Annotated in this window: 17 protein-coding genes; 1 reads left to right on the top strand and 16 read right to left on the bottom strand. The window is 49.3% G+C overall.

Annotation, left to right across the window (positions count from 1 at the left end; all coding sequences use genetic code 11):
* Positions 1–47: 47 nt before the first annotated feature.
* A complete protein-coding gene (ilvD, locus tag EZMO1_RS04785; RefSeq protein ID WP_034875084.1) occupies positions 48–1889 on the bottom strand; it encodes a dihydroxy-acid dehydratase in 1842 nt (613 codons plus the stop codon).
* Between the two features lie 119 nt (positions 1890–2008).
* On the opposite strand from ilvD, the gene EZMO1_RS04780 reads away from it, so the two are divergent.
* Positions 2009–2722 (top strand): nitroreductase family protein, encoded by a 714-nt coding sequence (locus EZMO1_RS04780; protein ID WP_034875087.1) that lies wholly within the window; start codon positions 2009–2011, stop codon positions 2720–2722.
* A 486-nt stretch (positions 2723–3208) separates the two neighbouring features.
* Here EZMO1_RS04780 and EZMO1_RS04775 read toward each other — a convergent pair whose 3' ends face one another.
* From EZMO1_RS04775 to EZMO1_RS04705, 15 genes are all read right to left on the bottom strand, one after another.
* Positions 3209–4213 carry a hypothetical protein gene (locus EZMO1_RS04775; protein ID WP_145912470.1) on the bottom strand — a complete coding sequence of 335 codons (1005 nt, stop codon included), beginning with the start codon at positions 4211–4213 and terminating at the stop codon, positions 3209–3211.
* 169 nt (positions 4214–4382) lie between these two features.
* Positions 4383–5093 carry a DUF3581 family protein gene (locus EZMO1_RS04770; RefSeq protein ID WP_034875091.1) on the bottom strand — a complete coding sequence of 237 codons (711 nt, stop codon included), beginning with the start codon at positions 5091–5093 and terminating at the stop codon, positions 4383–4385.
* Positions 5094–5530: 437 nt separating this feature from the next.
* Positions 5531–6556: a lipoyl synthase gene (lipA, locus tag EZMO1_RS04765; protein ID WP_051789843.1), complete on the bottom strand. Its 1026-nt coding sequence runs from the start codon at positions 6554–6556 to the stop codon at positions 5531–5533.
* Between the two features lie 27 nt (positions 6557–6583).
* A complete protein-coding gene (gene lipB / locus EZMO1_RS04760) occupies positions 6584–7300 on the bottom strand; it encodes a lipoyl(octanoyl) transferase LipB (RefSeq protein WP_082211954.1) in 717 nt (238 codons plus the stop codon).
* A complete protein-coding gene (locus tag EZMO1_RS04755) occupies positions 7300–7572 on the bottom strand; it encodes an HP0495 family protein (RefSeq protein ID WP_034875093.1) in 273 nt (90 codons plus the stop codon). The genes lipB and EZMO1_RS04755 overlap by 1 nt, the downstream gene beginning before the upstream one ends.
* Positions 7573–7701: 129 nt before the next feature.
* Positions 7702–8868 carry a D-alanyl-D-alanine carboxypeptidase family protein gene (locus EZMO1_RS04750; RefSeq protein WP_244886728.1) on the bottom strand — a complete coding sequence of 389 codons (1167 nt, stop codon included), beginning with the start codon at positions 8866–8868 and terminating at the stop codon, positions 7702–7704.
* 99 nt (positions 8869–8967) lie between these two features.
* Positions 8968–9762, bottom strand: coding sequence for a septal ring lytic transglycosylase RlpA family protein (locus EZMO1_RS04745; RefSeq protein ID WP_051789845.1), 795 nt, complete (start codon positions 9760–9762; stop codon positions 8968–8970).
* A 20-nt stretch (positions 9763–9782) separates the two neighbouring features.
* Positions 9783–10913: a lytic murein transglycosylase B gene (mltB, locus tag EZMO1_RS04740; protein ID WP_236631999.1), complete on the bottom strand. Its 1131-nt coding sequence runs from the start codon at positions 10911–10913 to the stop codon at positions 9783–9785.
* Between the two features lie 226 nt (positions 10914–11139).
* Positions 11140–11715: a Tle-like phospholipase domain-containing protein gene (locus EZMO1_RS04735; RefSeq protein ID WP_034875095.1), complete on the bottom strand. Its 576-nt coding sequence runs from the start codon at positions 11713–11715 to the stop codon at positions 11140–11142.
* Positions 11716–12023: 308 nt separating this feature from the next.
* On the bottom strand, positions 12024–13172 hold the full coding sequence (gene rodA, locus EZMO1_RS04730) for a rod shape-determining protein RodA (protein ID WP_034875097.1): 1149 nt from the start codon (positions 13170–13172) through the stop codon (positions 12024–12026).
* Entirely contained in the window at positions 13172–15046 is a 1875-nt protein-coding gene (gene mrdA / locus EZMO1_RS04725) for a penicillin-binding protein 2 (protein ID WP_082211959.1), read from the bottom strand. Before mrdA ends, rodA begins: the two co-directional genes overlap by 1 nt.
* A gap of 75 nt (positions 15047–15121) precedes the next feature.
* Positions 15122–15589 carry a 23S rRNA (pseudouridine(1915)-N(3))-methyltransferase RlmH gene (rlmH, locus tag EZMO1_RS04720; RefSeq protein ID WP_034875100.1) on the bottom strand — a complete coding sequence of 156 codons (468 nt, stop codon included), beginning with the start codon at positions 15587–15589 and terminating at the stop codon, positions 15122–15124.
* A complete protein-coding gene (gene rsfS, locus EZMO1_RS04715) occupies positions 15589–15945 on the bottom strand; it encodes a ribosome silencing factor (protein ID WP_034875102.1) in 357 nt (118 codons plus the stop codon). Before rsfS ends, rlmH begins: the two co-directional genes overlap by 1 nt.
* Positions 15946–16059: 114 nt before the next feature.
* Positions 16060–17298: a glutamate-5-semialdehyde dehydrogenase gene (locus tag EZMO1_RS04710; protein WP_034875104.1), complete on the bottom strand. Its 1239-nt coding sequence runs from the start codon at positions 17296–17298 to the stop codon at positions 16060–16062.
* A gap of 151 nt (positions 17299–17449) precedes the next feature.
* Entirely contained in the window at positions 17450–19039 is a 1590-nt protein-coding gene (locus EZMO1_RS04705) for an ATP-binding response regulator (protein WP_201772171.1), read from the bottom strand.
* Positions 19040–19095: the final 56 nt, after the last annotated feature.

Raw genomic sequence — 19095 nt, 5'->3', positions numbered from 1 at the left:
TGAATACGTGTTTCAGGGTGGCTTTTATTTGCGTTTGATAAAGAGAATTAATCCAGAGCTGAAATATCCCTGATAGCGCCTTTATCCGCACTGGTCACCATGGCAGCATAGGCTTTCAAAGCTGCCGACACCTTGCGTGGTCGATCTTTCAGCGGCTTCCAGCCAGCCTTGCCTTTAGCATCCATTGCCTGACGGCGCTGCGCCAATACTTCATCAGACACCAGCACGTCAATCGTTCGGTTTGGTATATCAATCCGAATCCGATCGCCCTGCTCAACCAGCCCAATAGCTCCACCTGCAGCCGCTTCCGGCGAGGCGTGACCAATCGATAAGCCGGAGGTTCCGCCAGAGAAACGTCCGTCTGTCAGCAGTGCACACTCCTTGCCCAGCCCTTTGGACTTCAGGTAACTGGTTGGATACAGCATTTCCTGCATGCCCGGGCCACCTTTAGGGCCTTCGTATCGAACAATGACCACATCTCCGGACTTCACCCTGCCTTCAAGAATGTCATTCACCGCGTCTTCCTGACTTTCACAAATATGGGCAGAGCCTTCAAATACCAGAATGCTGTCATCAACACCCGAGGTTTTCACCACACAGCCGTCTTTAGCGATATTGCCGGTCAGAACCGCAAGACCACCTTCCAGACTGAAAGCGTGTTCCAGGCTACGGATGCAGCCACTCTCACGATCATCATCCAGTGTGTCCCAGCGAGTAGCCTGACTAAAGGCTTCGGTTGTTCGAATACCGGCTGGGCCTGCGCGATAGAAGGATTTAACCGATTCATCCTCTGTACGTTTGATATCCCACTTCTGCAAGGCCTCGGCAAACGATGCACTGTGCACCGTCGGTATTTCATTATTCAATAAACCGGCACGATCCAGCTCGCCCAGAATACCCATCACACCACCAGCGCGATGCACATCTTCCATATGGTACTTTTGGGTATTAGGTGCCACTTTACACAGCTGGGGCACTTTGAGGGACAGAACATCAATGTCCTTCATGGTGAAATCCACCTGTCCTTCCTGAGCCGCTGCCAGCAAGTGCAGAATGGTATTGGTTGAACCGCCCATAGCAATATCCAGACTCATGGCATTCTCAAAAGCCTGATAGCTGGCAACACTGCGCGGCAGAACACCCTCATCGTCCTGCTCGTAATAACGTTTGGTGATTTCGACAATACGACGTCCGGCCTCTTCAAAAAGCCCCCGCCGGTCTGCATGGGTCGCCAGCATTGAGCCATTGCCAGGTAACGACAACCCCAGAGCTTCCGTCAGACAGTTCATGGAATTAGCTGTGAACATGCCTGAACAGGAACCACAGGTAGGACAGGCAGAGCGTTCATATTCAGCGACGGTTTCATCACTGGCATCCGAAGCGGCAATAACCATGGCATCCACCAGATCCAGACCATGATTTGCCAGTTTGGTTTTGCCTGCTTCCATTGGGCCACCGGAAACAAAAATCACCGGAATATTCAATCTCAATGCTGCATTGAGCATCCCCGGAGTGATTTTGTCGCAGTTGGATATACACACCAGAGCATCGGCGGTATGGGCATTCACCATGTACTCCACCGAATCTGCAATGAGATCCCGACTGGGCAGGGAATAGAGCATACCGTCATGCCCCATGGCAATACCGTCATCAATGGCAATGGTATTGAATTCCTTGGCGACACCACCGTGCTTTTCAATTTCCCGGGCGACCAGCTGCCCCATGTCTTTCAGGTGCACATGTCCCGGTACAAACTGGGTAAAGGAATTCGCCACCGCAATGATTGGCTTGTTAAAATCGTCATCCTTCATACCCGTCGCACGCCAGAGTGAGCGAGCTCCAGCCATATTGCGACCATGGGTCGAGGTTCTCGAACGGTATGCGGGCATGGTTACATTCCTTCCTGTTACTTCTTCAGTTATTTCCTGTTGTTGTTCTTAACGCAGTGTCAGCCCTGCGCGTGTTCCTTTATGAAGACACCGGAGTATATCAAAAAGCAGTAAAGAGTATGGATTTTCCGATGGCACCTCTGTACAACACACACCAGAGGAATACCATCCTGATGCAGGAGCTACTGATGACCGTTAATATTGTCAATTTGCTTGCCAATCGCTATAGCACCAAAATGTTCGACCCGAACCGGGTGGCGGATGAAGAAAAAATTGAGATTCTCAAGGAAACCCTGAGACTGGCTCCGTCTTCAATTAATAGCCAGCCCTGGCATTTCTTTGTCATCAGCAGTGCGGAGTTCCGCGAAAAGCTGGTCGATGTTTGCTGGGACAGCAACAAAGGCAAAATGACCTCTGCTTCTCATATTTTCATTTTCACAGCAAAAACCGATTTTACGCCGGACGATGTGAAAAAAGTTGAAGCGTTAACAGCTGATGTTCGTGGCGAGCCATTGAATGAGACGCGCCTTGCCTACCTGAACAACTACCTGAACAGTATGGAACCGGCAGAACGCGCCAACTGGGTGAAGCATCAGATTTATTTGCCTCTGGGCCAGTTGCTGATGTCTGCCGCCTTGCTGGATCTGGACTCGTGCCCGATAGAAGGTTTTCACCCAGAAGAAATGGATCAACTGCTGGGTCTGAATGAAAAAGGACTAACCAGTGTTGCCATGGTTGCTATTGGCCATCGCGACCCGGAAGACTTTAACCAGCCGGATAGAACCATTAAAGCCCGCTTTCCGATGGAAGATGTCCTGACTGAAATTCGTTGAGCCGCCACCCGGGCAACAGTGGATAAACAGTTCCTGAAGCGCCTCCCGGCGCTTTTTACTCTGCTCCACAAACAGTCATGGGCAGTAATTGTCCACCCCGTACGATGAAAATTCTTGAAGCCTGAACCATGCTTCACACAGGCAGTAAACCTGTAATGGACGGTATTTTTTTAGTGGCTCAGACCCTGTATACAAACTGACCTTGGCTGATCGCCCGAACCCCGTATTGTCTCCTACCACTGGTAGTGAACGAAGAGCAAAAAGCCCTTTGTCGTCTCACGACTCATGGCCTTCGATCTGTCTTTGGATTCTACTGCCGTCTGACTTAGGAATAGTCCCAAAATAACTTCCGTATTTCCGTCATTCCCACGAAGGTGGGAATCCACCACGAACAGTGGATCCCCGCCTTCGCGGGGATGACGAACTAAAACTGAATAATCGGGAAGTTATTTCAGGACTGATCCTTAATGTAGCTGGAGGAGGAGTTTATAAAGCATGATAGTCCCTTTTCCACTGAGAAGAGGACGGTTTTTTTTGTGCCTTCATCAGGAAATTTTCAGGGCAAAAAAGCTGTTTAGCCAAACCGTCAACCAACAACCTTTTATTTAAAACGTACCTTTTCCAGCCTGACTGATCATTTGGCAGCGAACTGCCAAAAACATGATTTGCAAGGTGATAGGTCGAGTGCATATTAAAAATGGCAAACGCCGGATAAATGAAGATACTATACATCACTTTGTCACAAGTCGTTTGCTGCCTGTTAGTTCTTGAGTATCCCTCTGCCACTCGACTTTCGCCGGTAATGTACCAGAGACTGACAGTAGATACATAAACCATCAGATTCCAGCCGAGCCCATCTGGAAAAGAAGACCAGTTATCAGTCATCCTGACTTTCCTCCTATTCAACCATGTAAGCAGCTCATCACTGAAACGCCTGCCACAACTCACTTCCTCTGGAGCAGCTAGATGGTCTTCAGCCTCTGACAATCCTTCAACAACTTGCTTCAGAGGAGGATTGTTTGCAAATAACTGAGAAACCCAACGCACCCGACTGGGCATAAAAAAACCGGACTCTACGCCGGTTAGCAAAGTATTGTTATACGAGAACCGGAAGTCATCAAATACCAGCCTGGACACAGAAGGCAGCGGTTGTTTAATATTTTTGGATAATGAAGTATCCAGCACGGTATTAACCACCGATCCGACAATATTAACGCCTTCAATATCAGTCCATCTTATAGTCTTTTTTTCAGCTTCCACCTCAATGCTTCTTTTCAATTCATAGTCCGACATGGTTGAAACACACAAGTCAACCACATCGTACCCCTTTTTCCTGACCGCTGCCTTATAAGACTCAAGTACTTCGGGAATTGACTGACAGTATGAATTATGAAAAACAAGCGCGACAACCTTTGCTTCAACCGTCAAGGTCATTGACGAGAAAAGCAGAACCAGAATCAGGATACATTTATTACTTATACTATTACTCATACCGCCCACATCCTCTATTTTCCGAGACAGCGATTAGAGCATAGCAATGACTTATATGTTCCCCCAAAAAAAACGGGAAGCTATAGCCTCCCGATTACCTTGGCACATTCTGCCGTAATTGACTGCTGTTCTTCAGAGCAAACCGTTACTTCCCGTCCGGTGCAGGCTTTCAGGCTGCAAACTGTTGTTTGCGTTCAGAGTAACTATTAATCAACTGTTCAACAGCGCTTTGTTCATACTCACGCAAACCGGAAAGCAGCATGGTTTTTTTACCTTTACCCACCCGTTTACCACCGTCTTTGAACACAAAATACAAGGTCACTTTACCTCGCTTGCCAGACACTTCCAGATGGCTGTCTGTCGACTCCAGAGTCAGGTTCGTCAGGTTCAGACGATCAAGCTGTACCGACATGCTTTCATACATCACCAGCGGACGGACAGCATTGATCATGACATTGTTGTCTTTCATCAACGGGACCAGCACATGAGGGAAGTTTTCGCCGGAAAAGGCCACATAGCTGCGAATCAGCTGCTCAATCAGCGCCTGATCCTGTGAGGATGCTCCACTGTGACGAATGCTCAGGTACTCTTTTTCATTGTCATCCACAATGAGCAACTGCTCATTGTGGTCTGCAACAATCGATAGCTCGGTTTCGCCACCCACCATACCATTGAAGTTGACTTCCATGGTTTCGTACAAACCCTGACTGGTGAGGATTTTGGCAAACAGCAAATCACCCGGCACGCAGAACTTTCTGGCATCAATGTCATGAATCGGGTTGAAGTCGTTCGCTACGCATTTGGCAAAATCGCTGGACTGCTGCCGACTGAAAGAAAATTTATTGTTATCGAGTTCAGTAAAATATGGTTTTAAAAACATGGCTCACAATTTAATTACAGAGGCTTTTCATCATGCCGTCAGCGGCAGATAAAAACTCTTTTATTCTCAACGGCTCAAACCGTACCAGCCGTCCATATGCCCTTAAACTGCCAGACGTTTTCAACAGCATGGACAGGAAAAGAAATGTATCTACCCTGATTAACGTGGTGAATGATACCGGATTAATTTTAGAACTACTGTAACAAAATGGTTTTTTTTTGTTTTCCGGAGAATGGCAAGCCGGTTATGAGCAAGCTATTTGAGTCCAATAAGCAAGGCGGGTAGAGGAGTCATAGCCGTAGCTATGGCGACGATACCCAACGCAGAATATTGGACTCAAATAGCTGCGCAATAGGGATTTTGAAAGTGCGATTGGTATTACTTCATAATCAGCCATCAGAGGCAGCCAAAAACGCTGCCTGAAACCTGAAAAGCCGTTATAAACCCACGTTATTTTTTTGCAGTACCTGCTCTGCCCGATAACTTGAACGAACCAGCGCACCTGAAACCACTTCCAGAAACCCCTTTTCCAGCCCCCACTGACGATACTGCTCAAACTGCTCGGGGGTGACATAACGCTCTATCGGCAAGTGGTTTTTGGTGGGCTGCAAATACTGACCAAAGGTAATGATGTCCACCCCAATGGCACGCAGATCATCCATGGTTTCCAGTATTTCCTCGTCAGTCTCACCCAGTCCCAGCATGAGGCTGGTTTTAGTGAGAACATCAGGACGATATTGTTTAGCGTGGGCAAGCACAGCCAGTGTCTGCTCATAACTGGCACGAGGGTCGCGTACCGGATGTGTAAGGCGATTAACGGTTTCAACATTCTGGGCAAACACCGAGATACCGCTGTCCATCACTTTCTCGACGTCAGTCATCACCCCCATGAAATCCGGAGTCAGCACTTCCACGTCGGTTTCAGGGTTTTCGGCTTTGACCCTGCGCACGACTTCGGCATAGTGCCCTGCACCACCGTCTTCCAAATCATCCCGGTTCACCGAAGTCAGCACCAGATATTTCAGATTCATCAGCTTTACGCTGATGGCCGTATGTTCGGGTTCATCGGCATCCAGCCAGCCTTTCGGGTTGCCGGTATTCACAGCACAGAATTTGCAGGCACGGGTACAAACATCCCCCATCAACATAATGGTGGCAGTGCCCGCACTCCAGCATTCGTTGATATTCGGACACATGGCTTCTTCACAAACCGTGCTGAGTTTATGCTGATGAACCGTGCTTTTTACTTTTTTAAACCCGGTACCGTACTGCGCTTTAATCCGAAGCCATTCCGGTTTACGCATGACCGGAGCAGGATCCTGATGACTGGCTTTAATACCATTCTTGATGGCTGTGATACCGTTATCGTTAACAAACTTGGTACCACTTTCTACTTTGACTGCCGGTTCAACCTGTACTGTAGGAATCAGCCCGCTCTCTGTTGATGTTGTATGACCCGACATTTCCCACTCCAGACTTAATCTTTTGGTTCAGGTTCTGGGCAGACCCTGACCTGTTATTTCTATACGATCGTAACCCAGCTCATCCATAAGACTGCGTAATAGTTTATCGATAACATCCTGTTTATTAAACGCTGTAACGTAATCAGCCAGCTGTGCTACTTTCAACCCCTCATAACCACAAGGATTTATCCGGCTGAAAGGCTCCATGTCCATATCAAGATTAAAGCTCAATCCATGGTAGGACCGCTGTTTTCGAAACCGAAGCCCCAGAGCCGCTATTTTAGCACCCTGAATATAGACTCCGGGGGCATCCGCCCGGGCACAGGACTCAATCCCGTAAGTATGCAGCACGTTGATAATGGCCTGCTCTATCCCTGAAACAATGGCTCTTGGTCCTTTGCGGGAACGTTTAACGTCCAGAAGCAGATAAACGACCAGCTGTCCTGGGCCGTGATAGGTCACCTGCCCACCGCGATCCACCTGAACCACCGGAATATCGCCGGGTTTCAGAACATGCTCGGCTTTGCCCGCCTGTCCCTGAGTAAATACAGGATCATGCTCCACAAACCAAAGCTCATCGACAGTGGCTTCATTACGGGTTTCTGTAAATGCTTTCATCGCCTGCCAGACCGGCTCGTAGGCCTGCCTGCCCAGCATTCTTATGTTCAGTGGCAATGCCTGAACAGCAGTAGAAATGCTGTTCGCTTCCCCCTCTTCCCTGATGTTATCCCCCTCTACAGGCATCAGAGCACCATTTTCACCCGACCCGTCGCTTTCAGGTCTTCATAAATGGCCCTGAGCTGGTCTTCACCAGTCGCGATAATTTTAACCATGACAGACTCGAAGTTACCGGCACGGCTTGGTTTCACGCGACAGTTACCATCGTAGTCAGCTGCGTGCTTTCTGATAACTTCTACGCAGACATCTTTAAAATCCGGGGCGGCATTGCCCATAATGCGGATTTCGTAGTCACAGGGAAATTCAATTTTTGGTGGTTGCGGTTGCTGTTCAGCCATTAATTTTCACAAAACTCTGAATAAACAATGAAGCTCCTTAAATTAACTGCTTCAGGAGCAAAAATCATAAGAAGCGGACAGAATATAGTCTGTCCGATCGCGAAGCTTCATAACAGTTAGCAATACTGCTTAAAACAGGTTACTAAAGAACATCACAATGCTGTCCCAAACACGCTTGAAGAAGCCGCCACGTTCTACAGAACGCTGTGCCAGCAGTGGCACTTCTTTCACAACTTCTTCGCCGCGCATTACTTTCAGACTACCCAGTGGCTGACCACGGGTAATCGGGGCTTCAATGGTGGAATCCACCTTCAAAACCGCTGTCAGATCTTTCCCTGTACCACGCGGCACGGTCACAATCAGGTCTTTTTCGATCATGACATTGACTTCATCCTCGGCACCTTTCCAGATTCGAACCGACTCCAGCGGCTGGCCACCGCGTTTAACATCGACGTTTTCGAAAAAGCGGAAGCCGTATGTCAGCAGCTTCTGGGCTTCCTCGGCACGCTGTTTCTCACTGTTGGAGCCCATGATGACCGTGATCAAACGACGATTATCGCGCAGGGCAGTAGCAGCCAAATGGTAACCGGTAGCTTCAATATGACCGGTTTTCAGACCATCGACACTGGGATTCGTCCACAGCAAACGGTTGCGATTCGCCTGACGGCGCAGAGGCTCTCCAGTACGCTTGTTCACACCGTACTGGAAATATTTCTGTGCATACAGGTGATAGTCTTCCGGATAGTCCTGAACAATGTGTTTGGACAAAACCGCCAGGTCCCGGGCTGTAGAATAGTGGTCCTCTGCGGGCCAGCCGGATGAATTAACAAAATGGGTATTCACCATGCCGAGCTTGCGCGCAGTGCCATTCATCATCTGGGAAAAGCCTTCTTCGCTACCGGCAATATGCTCGGCCAGTGCAACGCTGGCGTCATTACCGGAAACAATGATAATGCCTTTCAGCAGCTCCTCAACCGGCACACGGTCGCCCACTTCGATAAACATGGTAGAGCCGCCCATACGCCAGGCTTTTTCACTCACCAGTACCTTATCACTGCGTCCGATGTTGCCCGCGGCCACTTCCGCTTCGCCAATGTACGACGTCATCATTTTGGTCAGACTGGCCGGATGCATGGGTTCGTCGATTTTCTCGGCAGCCAGAATTTCACCGCTGTCGGCATCCATCAGGATGTAACTTTTAGAGCCCAGTTTCGGGGCCGCAGGAATCAATGCAGAAGCCTGAACCCGGGCAATACCGGTACTCAGGCAAAACATCATTGTGACCAACCCAGCCAAACGCCGGGCAGGGTGTTTTCTTTTGATCATTAAGAAACAGCTCTGAAATTTTTCAATAACGGGACATTATAATCCCGCCCGTCGATTAAAAGTAATAAGTTATTGTGCAACGGTTTCGTAAACCAGATACGGCGAGTCAAATCGTCCCGCTTCCAATGTATCCAGCAGCGCTTCCATATGCTCCGGTGTCTGCACCGGACCAATTCTTACTTTGTACAAAAGTTCTTCTTCGTTTTCACTTTTTACTATTTTCACCGGAGTATCGGTAGAAGCAGACAACTGTCGTCGCATCACCTGGGCATTATGATAATTGCTAAAGGCTGCCATCTGCAAAAACACTTCCTGATGCTCACCTTCAATGTGCGCTGCTGCAAATGCCCCTACATCTATACCTTCAACCAGAACTTCTGTAATGCCGTCCTCGGCAAATCCCAGTTTCTTCGCCGCAGCAAAGGAAAGATCAATCACCCGGTCTTCAACAAACGGTCCACGATCATTCACCCTTAGCACAACAGAACGATCGTTAGCCCTGTTGGTCACTTTGACATAGGATGGCAAAGGCAATGTTTTATGGGCTGCAGTCATGCCATAAAGGTCATAGACTTCGCCATTCGCCGTCTGTTTGCCATGAAACTTGGTGCCGTACCAGGAAGCAATGCCCACTTCCGAATACTCATTGGCTGACATCATCGGTTCGTACAGAACACCATCATGCTGGTAAGGCGAGTTTTTTATGGCGCCCTGATGAACCACCGGAATCGCATCGGGAATATCACTGACATCTCTGGGATTAGCTGGCGCCCCGTCTTTCTGCGCAACTCCGGCACAACCAGACAGAAAGAGGACAATCAGGCCAGCAAAGCTGGCCTGTCTAAAGGTTTTTGTGGAATGCATAAACCGCGTTATTTTACTCTTCAGGACTTATTCGCCATGGTGGCGTCTGTTTTTTTCTTTTGTAAGGCTGTCTTATAGCCAGTATTGACTTCTTTTGCCAACTGATGAACGGCCATCGCATACAGCTTGCTGCGATTGTAGGTGGTGATGACACGAAAGTTTTCCATCCCCAGCCAGTACTCTGTGCCATTGTCCCCTTCAAAGGACATGGCAGCCGCTTTGGTCGCCGATGGTAACACGTTTACCGGCTTCCAGCCTGCTGCTTCCAGCTGTTTCAGGGTTTTGGCCGGTCTGACGGTTTTACCAATAGCTTGCTCATATTTGGTTCCCTGAACCCGGGCTTTACTGGCAATAGGTTTTCCAGCCCGCCAGCCATTTTCTTTGAGGTAATTACCCACACTGCCAATGGCATCTTCTTCCTGTTGCCAGATATTGGATTGACCATCACCGGTAAAATCAACGGCATAAGCCCTGTAGCTGGACGGTATAAACTGTGGAATACCCATAGCTCCGGCATAAGAGCCGGTCAGCTCATGAGGGTCAAGCTTTTGTTCACGTACCAGGATCAGGAACTCTTTTAACTGCTGGGTAAAAAACGTGCTGCGGGGTGGGTAATCAAAACTCAGGGTTGAAAGGGCATCCAGTACCTTGAAGCCACCGGTTTGTCGGCCGTAGTACGTTTCTACACCGATAATGGCAACGATAATGGAAGCGGGCACACCATACTCTTTTTCGGCCTTGGCCAGTGTGTCGGCGTGAGCCATCCAGAAGTCGATGCCTTCGTTCACTCGCTGATCGGTCATAAAGATCTTGCGATAATCTTTCCATTCCAGCGTTCTTTCAGCCGGACGGCTGATCAACTCAAGTACCCGATCAGACTTCTTTGCTTTGCCGAGCAACGTTTCCAGTTCTTTTCTGGAAAACTGTTCATTTTTGACCAGATCATTAATAAACGCTTCAACCTCTGGCCGGGCTGGCGCATAAGAGGCTTTCTGTTGAGTAGAAGCCTGCTGTTGAGTAGAAGCCTGCTGTTGAGTAGAAGCCTGTTTTCCGCCCTGTGTACTTTCTGGCACAGGAGCAGCCATCATCACCGTTGAGATCAGACAGCCCGTGGTCAGTGCCAGTATTTTGTTTTTGGAAAAAATGGCCATGTCTAAAGTCCTCTGAATACTGCTGTCATACTCAAACAGACACACATTTGTTCATGACCCTGCTAAGGCAATACTGGTCAGAACTGTAGTCTGGAGTACACGCCCCGTTACAATATATAAAAAAACAGGACGCTATTTTTTCTACTCTACAGCAGTAATCTGTGAACAACTAGCATGAACATGTAAGGCAGCTGTCAACAAATGATGACAAAACGTGCACATAGCATCAAAGAATATGTCTTCGGGGTGATTCATTTGAGTGAAAGTCCAAAACATCGATCGCTACATCGCTACTATGAACGCCCATCCCTCTTTTTTCAGGGTCAGGCAATGTCATAATTGAGCCAATCAAGTTTCCTTTAACCGCAATCTCCATTTTGCCTTTTTTTCCACTCGGAGAAACCGGATCACCCTTGATACGAATATTCTGAATATTGTCTTTAGCCATACTGACTCTTTCATCACCCAGCTGATCGAGAGTACCCTGTGATAACCCGGCCGGATTGATCGTAATCGCGCCTCCCAGACGCTCCGGATCATGTCTTCCCTGCATAGCCGTATAAGCAAACTGAGCCAGACCACCGCCTAATGAATGGCCCGCGACACTAACTTTACAGTTTGACAACGGCTCATGAGAAAGCAGAAGGTCCATAACGGCTGCAGCACTTCGGTACATGGGCGATGACATGCCAAGCCACTGGGTAACATCCGTTTTTACGGTATCACTGCGTCCGGTTTCATCTGCAGAACCGGGCTCGGTTCCTGCAAACGCCAGTACAATGTCGTCTCCCTGACGAACCACTAAAGCCTTGGCATTATCCTATCTCTTTAACACAAATATTGAATATTTAACCTTCTGACAATTTATGACGGGGCGACCGTCCTGAAACCCTTGATAAATGAAGACTATGAAAACACGACCGGCTCGCTATACGACTTTTGTCGTTATTTCTACAGAGCTTGTGCCGCAAGGGTTTCAGGATTTGTGTTAAAGAGATAGGCCGAGAGGGGGGGCTGAGCACTTCAAGCAGCCGAGTCTATGAAAAAACAATCAGTATCTTGACAAAATCATAAGCAGAAAGGTGAGCCGCGAAAACGGCTCACAATGACTCAGCGCATCCGGTGATGAAAGGTCTTGTGGGTATGAACCGACATCAGCATTCCAAAGCCCGCCATCAGTGTTACCAGAGAGGTTCCCCCCCGACTGACCAGCGGCAGAGGTACTCCCACTACAGGCAGCAAACCACTGACCATACCAATATTGACGAAGATATAGACAAAAAACGTCAACGTGATGCTGCCTGCCAGCAGGCGACCAAACAAGGTTTGGGCTTTCAGAGTGATAAACAGCCCTCTTCCAATAATCAACGCATACAGTACCAGCAGCATCAGACATCCCACCAGGCCCATTTCTTCAGCCAGCACTGCAATAATAAAGTCGGTATGGCTTTCCGGCAGAAAGTCCAGGTGCGACTGAGTACCCTGCAGCCAGCCTTTGCCATAAAGGCCACCAGAACCAATAGCGATTTTTGACTGAATAATATTCCAGCCTGCGCCCCATGGATCACTTTCCGGGTTCAGGAAAGTCAGTACCCGTTGTTTCTGGTAATCCCGCATCAGGAACTGCCAGAACACAAACACGGCAGGAATAGCCAACATAATGGCGGAAAAAATCAGTCGTTTGCGTAATCCCGCCAACAGCAATACAAAGGCACCCGACGAGCCAATCAACAACGAGGTACCCAGATCAGGCTGCTTGGCTATCAGCCCCACAGGAACGCCGATAATAATCAGGGTGATCACTATATCCTTCACAGAAGGTGGTAATGGACGACTCGACAGATAAGTCGCCACCACGATGGGCATGATCAGTTTGATAATTTCAGACGGCTGAAACCGTATAAAAGGCAACTGAATCCATCGTTGTGCGCCTTTTGACTGTATACCAATCAACAGCACTGCTAATAAAAGTACAACACCACCGGCGTACATCCAGGGTGAAAAGCGCATCAACATTCGTGGTGAAAACTGGGCAATCACCACCATGCCGACAAAACCCACCAGCATATACAGAGCTTGACGAACCACCACATCCGTATCCTTGCCGCTGGCGCTGTAGAGAATCAGCAATCCGGCACAGCAAAGAATCATCAGAAGACCCATCAGGAGAAAATCAATATGAAACTTCTCCGACCAGTCCCGGGTCTGGGCAAAACCATGATCATCATTAAGCTGTCGTACAAAATCCTGTTCAGCCATCAGTTGGTTACCTTCGCTTTCAAAGCTTCATCCACTGATAAACCATGGGTCAGAGATGGATTTAACCTGGGGAGCAAATAATGATCCATCACCGTTTTTGCAACATTGGCCGCACCACCGCTGTTTTCTACAATCACGGAAATAGCTATCTGGGGATCTTCAACCGGTGCAAAAGCTACAAACAGACTATGATCCCGCTCAAACTCTTTCAAACGTTCAGCGTCGTATTCTTCCCCCTGAGGAATACTGACCACCTGTGCAGTACCGGTTTTCCCCGCAATACGGTACTTCAGGTTTCGACCAATACGCCAGTGTGCGGTTCCCCGCGGGCTTTTAATCACATCCTCCATGGAGTCAATGATCAGATCCCAGTCTTCATCCCTGACATCCACATCCTGCCCCCACTCGGGACTCTGAATTTCGGGCATATCCTCCTTCACCAGCCGGGGCTGAACGTGTTTGCCACGGTTTGCCAGAATCGTTGTGAACTCGGCCAGTTGCAGAGGAGTCGCCAAATTGTAGCCCTGGCCAATAATGGCGATGACGGTTTCTCCCGGATACCAGGGCTGTCCATAAGCACCACGCTTCCATTCCCGTGACGGCAAAAGACCCGGACGTTCTTCACCAATATCAATACCGGTTCGTCGCCCCAGACCAAACTGGCTAAGGAAGTCATGCATTCTATCAATACCCAGTTCGCCAGCCTGCTTGTAGAAAAAGGTATCGTTTGAACGCACCATCGCCTGATACAGGTTTACCCAACCGTCACCACGGCGATTCCAGTTACGAAAGCGGTGATCACTGCCCGGCAACTGAAACCAGCCCTGATCGAAGATTTTGGTATTTTTATCCACCACATCGTTCGCCAGAAGCGCAAGTCCTATAACGGGCTTAATGGTGGATGCCGGTGGGTACTCACCCAGCGTCGCACGGTTATACAAAGGCCGTTCAATGTTTTTGTTCAACCCGTCAAAGCTTTCAAAATCGATGCCGGTGACAAACAGGTTGGGATCAAATGACGGGTTACTGACCATGGATAACACTCCACCGGTCTTGGGGTCCATGGCAACAACAGCCCCACGTCGTCCATCCAGTGCCTCAATGGCCACTTTCTGCAGCTCCGTATCCAGATACAACTCAAGGTCTTTACCCGGTTCCGGTGGAACCTGATTCAATATTCTGAGCACCCGACCACGGGCATTGGTTTCCACTTCCTGATAACCGGGCTTACCCAGCAGGATGGATTCGTAATATTTTTCCAGACCAATTTTTCCGGTCACATAAGTGCCACTATAAAGGGCCGGATCAAGGGTTCTCAGTTCCCGGTCATTAATACGTCCGACGTAGCCTACCGAGTGGGCAAAAATACTGCCTTCCGGATAATAGCGAACCAGGTCCGCATCAATTTCAACACCGGGTAACCGGAACTGATTGACGGCCACCGTGGCAATCTGTTCATCATCCAGATTAAATTTCAGGGGAATGGGTTCAAAAGGTCGGCGACGTCTTATCCGCTGGTCAAAGCGGCGTCGTTCATTATCAGTAATCGGTACTAACGTCGATATATCTGCGATCAGTTGATCAAGATCGCCTGCCAGTTCACGCACAATGGTCAGACTGCGACTGGATCGATTCATCGCCAGCAGTTTGCCATGGGTGTCATAAATCAGACCGCGAACCGGGGGGATGGTTTGTAGCAGAACCCGGTTTTCTTCAGACTGCGTAGACATTTCATCATAACGCAGTACCTGAAGATAAAATAACCGGGCTATCAGCACAAACACCAAAACAATCATAATGAACAACGCCAGCCAGACTCGGGTGCCGACAATCCGTTGCTCCGCTTTATGATCCTTTAAGGTATTCGCTGGCATTACTCGTTTCCGTGAAGTGCTTTCCCTGCAGGCAGGGAACAGTGCTTCCGCTCTGGGAGCCGTACAAGCTCCTGACTATTTATGATAGGGATGATTTTTTAAAATACTCCAGGCTCGATACACCTGTTCAGCCACCACCACGCGAACCAGCGGGTGGGGCAGCGTCAGTGGCGATAAAGACCAGCGTAGATCAGCCTGAGCCATACAGCTCGGGTGTAACCCTTCCGGACCACCCACCAGCAAACTGACATTACGGCCAGAGTGCATCCATTCGCCCATTTTGTCGGCGAGCTGTTCGGTACTCCAGGCTTTACCCTTGATCTCCATGGTCACCACCAGATCACCCTGCCCAACAGCAGCGAGCATCTGGTTTGCTTCCTTTTCCTGCAAACGGTTGACGTCTGCCCCTTTGCTGCGACGGTTGAGAGGAATTTCAACCAGTTCCAGCTTCAGGTCGGCTCCCAGACGGCGGCTATATTCGGTGTAACCTTCTTCCACCCAGCCGGGCATTTTTGACCCAACCGTGATCAGCCTGATTCGCATCAGGCTTCAGCAGCTTCTGCTGTCGGCTCGACGCGACCGGTTTCCCACAGACGCTCCAGATCATAGAACGCGCGGGTAGCAGGCAGCATAATGTGAACCACTACGTCTCCCAGATCCACCAGAACCCACTCGGACTTGTCTTCACCCTCCATGCCCAGAGGCTGAACACCGTTACCCTTGCACTTTTGCACAACGTTGTCGGCCACAGACTTAACATGGCGGTTCGACGTACCACAGGCGATAATCATGTAGTCAGTTACGTCCGTCATCTCGGAAACATCTAAACATGTCAGGTCATTGCCTTTCATTTCCTCAATGGCTTCGATAACCAGCTGCTTTAATTGATCAGATTGCATAAACGCTTTAAGGACCTGTCTCTTTCAAATAAATAGAAAGCCTGTCAGGTATTCCTGAAAACAGGCTTTTCACATGATGGCATAATGTCGTGTCAAGAGTCAGTCTGCAATCCGTTATTTCCGGATATGACCGTCCCCCAACACTACGTATTTTTGCGAAGTCAGCCCCAAAAGACCTACTGGCCCCCGAGCATGGATTTTATCGGTTGAGATACCGATTTCAGCCCCCAGACCATACTCAAACCCGTCCGCAAACCGGGTGGAAGCATTAATCATTACCGAGCTGGAATCGACTTCGCGCAGGAACCGGCGACTACGGCTGTAGTCTTCAGTCACCATGGCATCGGTATGATGCGAACCGTACCGGTTGATATGCGCGATGGCCTCATCCATATCCGCCACCACCTTGATGGAAAGCACCGGACCAAGGTATTCAGTGACCCAGTCTTCTTCTGTGGCAGCCACAGCATCAGGCAGTATACGACAGACCTCGGAACAGCCGCGGAGTTCCACACCGATTTCACGGTATTGTGTGGCCAGTTCTGGTAACAACTGGTCAGCAACGCTCTGATGCACCAACAACGTTTCCATGGCATTGCAGACACCATAACGGTGGGTTTTAGCATTAATAGCGATATTCACCGCTTTAGACACATCCGCCCTGTCATCAAGGTACACATGGCAGATGCCGTCCAGATGTTTGATCACAGGCACTCTGGCATCTTTACTGATGCGCTCAATCAGACCTTTACCACCACGGGGCACAATAACATCCACATACTCAGGCATGGCAATCAAAGTACCCACCGCAACACGGTCAGTAGTTTCTACCACCTGCACAGCCGCTTCCGGCAAACCGGCTTTCGCCAACCCTTTCTGAACGCAGGCTGCAATCGCCTGATTGGAAGCAATCGACTCACTGCCACCCCGCAGAATCACGGCATTACCGGACTTCAGGCAAAGGCTGGCGGCTTCTATGGTGACATTAGGACGGGATTCGTAAATGATGCCAATCACGCCCAAAGGTACCCGCATCTGGCCAATCTGTATACCGCTGGGCACGTATTTCATATCGTCAATGGTACCCACAGGGTCAGGCAGAGCCGCTACCTGTTCCAGATTCTCAACCATGGTATCAATACGGGCATCAGTCAGTTCCAGACGATCCAGCAAGGCACTGTCCAGTCCTCTTTCACGACCACTTTCAAGATCAGCGGCATTCGCTTTGCGCAAAGCGCCTCTTGCCGCCTGTAACTCTTCAGCAATAGCCAGCAGCGCCCTGTTTTTGTCACTGGTTTCAGCCTTTGCCATCCCGGCACTGGCTTCCCGGGCTTTCCGCCCGAGGCCGTGCATATATTCAGTTACCTGTTCTGTCACTGTTGCTTCCCTCCTGAAACACTTTCGATACCCGGATCAATTCAGCGAAGCATTATACCCTGTTCAAACAGGCATCAACACCTGCAGGCCTGAGAGCAAGCAGGACAGGCTTAATTCCGACAAACTCTTAGTCAACCACCGGCATAGTGAACTCAAAAATCGTCCCACCTTCCGGATGGCGCTGGAAACTCATGCGACCATTGTGAGATTGGATAATCGAATGACAGACAGACAAACCAATGCCCATTCCATCAGACTTGGTGGTATAGAAAGGCGTGAACAGCTTTTCTTCAGCATCGTCCGCCAGTCCATAGCCCCGGTCAATGACTGACACTTTTACAAAACGCTCCTCAAACGGCTCTGCCTTCACCCACACACCAATGTGGCGATTTTCAGAGTCGCACATCGCTTCCATACCATTGCGAATCAGGTTCAGCGCCACCTGCTGAATCTGCACAGGATCCACCTTGACCGCAGGCAAATCGACAGGCACATCCATATGGATTTCCATATGGTTATTGCGGGCATCCACCTCTGCCAGTTTGACGGTATCACTCAACAGTTTGTGCGGATCAACACTACTGAGTACATGATCCGGTTTCTTCACGAAGGAGCGGATACGAGCAATGATTTCACCCGCCCGACGTGCCTGAGTGTTGATTTTATCCATCGCTTCGTAGATGGAATCGTACATAGGATCATCTTTGTGCTCCAGACGAGTCATCATACGTTTGGCAACCTGTGCATAGTTGGAAATCGCCGTCAGTGGCTGATTCACTTCGTGGGCAAAACCTGCAGCCATTTCACCCATCGTGCTCAGGCGGGAAACATGGGTCAGTTTGTCTTTCTGCTGATCCAGTTCATCCAGAGCTTTCTGCAACGCTTCCTGATTACGCTTGCGCTCGGTAATGTCTCGAAAAACCACTACCGCACCGGTGATTTTGTCCTCTTCCAGAATGGGCGTGCACGAGTAATAAACCGGAAAGGAAGTGCCATCCTTGTGCCAGAACAAGGTATCTTCCACCGCTTTACTGACACCTTTATTCAACGCCACCTGAATCGGGGCAAGGTTCTGGCTGCGAGCCCCGTCACCTGCCTCACCGAGCATCATGGCAATCAGCCCCTGACCAATCAGGTTATCAATGGACCAGCCCAACATACTGGCAGCAGCGGCATTCGCGAAGGTAATGTGACCCCGGCTGTCGAGGCCAAATATCCCTTCGTTCATGCTTTCCAGGATATTGGCCTTGTCTGCTTCCAGCTGACGGTTACGGGCAGATAAAGCCTGTTCCAGGCGATGAATTTTCAGCTGAGTCTCAACCCGGGCAATGACTTCTTCTGCCTGAAACGGCTTGGAAATGAAATCAACAGCACCGGTTTCCAGACCACGCACCTTATCCTTGGTGTCATCCAGAGCGGACAGGAAAATGACCGTTATTTTACTGGTGGCCGGATCTTCCTTCAGCTGTCGGCAAACCTCGTAGCCGTCCATGCCCGGCATCATAATATCCAACAACACCAGTGCAGGTTTGGCTTTATGGGCAATGCGCAAAGCGCTTTCACCATTCTTGGCAATCAGCAATTTATAGCCGCGACCGTTCAGGGTTTGTAACAACACCTGTAAATTGGTGGGGTTATCGTCAACCAGAAGAATACGCTCTGAATCTTCCGGGGATTCTGTAGAATGTTCTGCCAGATACATCTTAAACCAGCTCAATAGGTTCTTCTGAGAGACAGCATAGTCATAATATCTAGGGGCTGTTGGGGTTTTAT

The organism is Endozoicomonas montiporae CL-33 (genome assembly GCF_001583435.1).
GTDB classification, from domain to species: Bacteria; Pseudomonadota; Gammaproteobacteria; order Pseudomonadales; family Endozoicomonadaceae; genus Endozoicomonas_A; species Endozoicomonas_A montiporae.
This window is presented reverse-complemented; position numbering and strand designations above follow the sequence as displayed.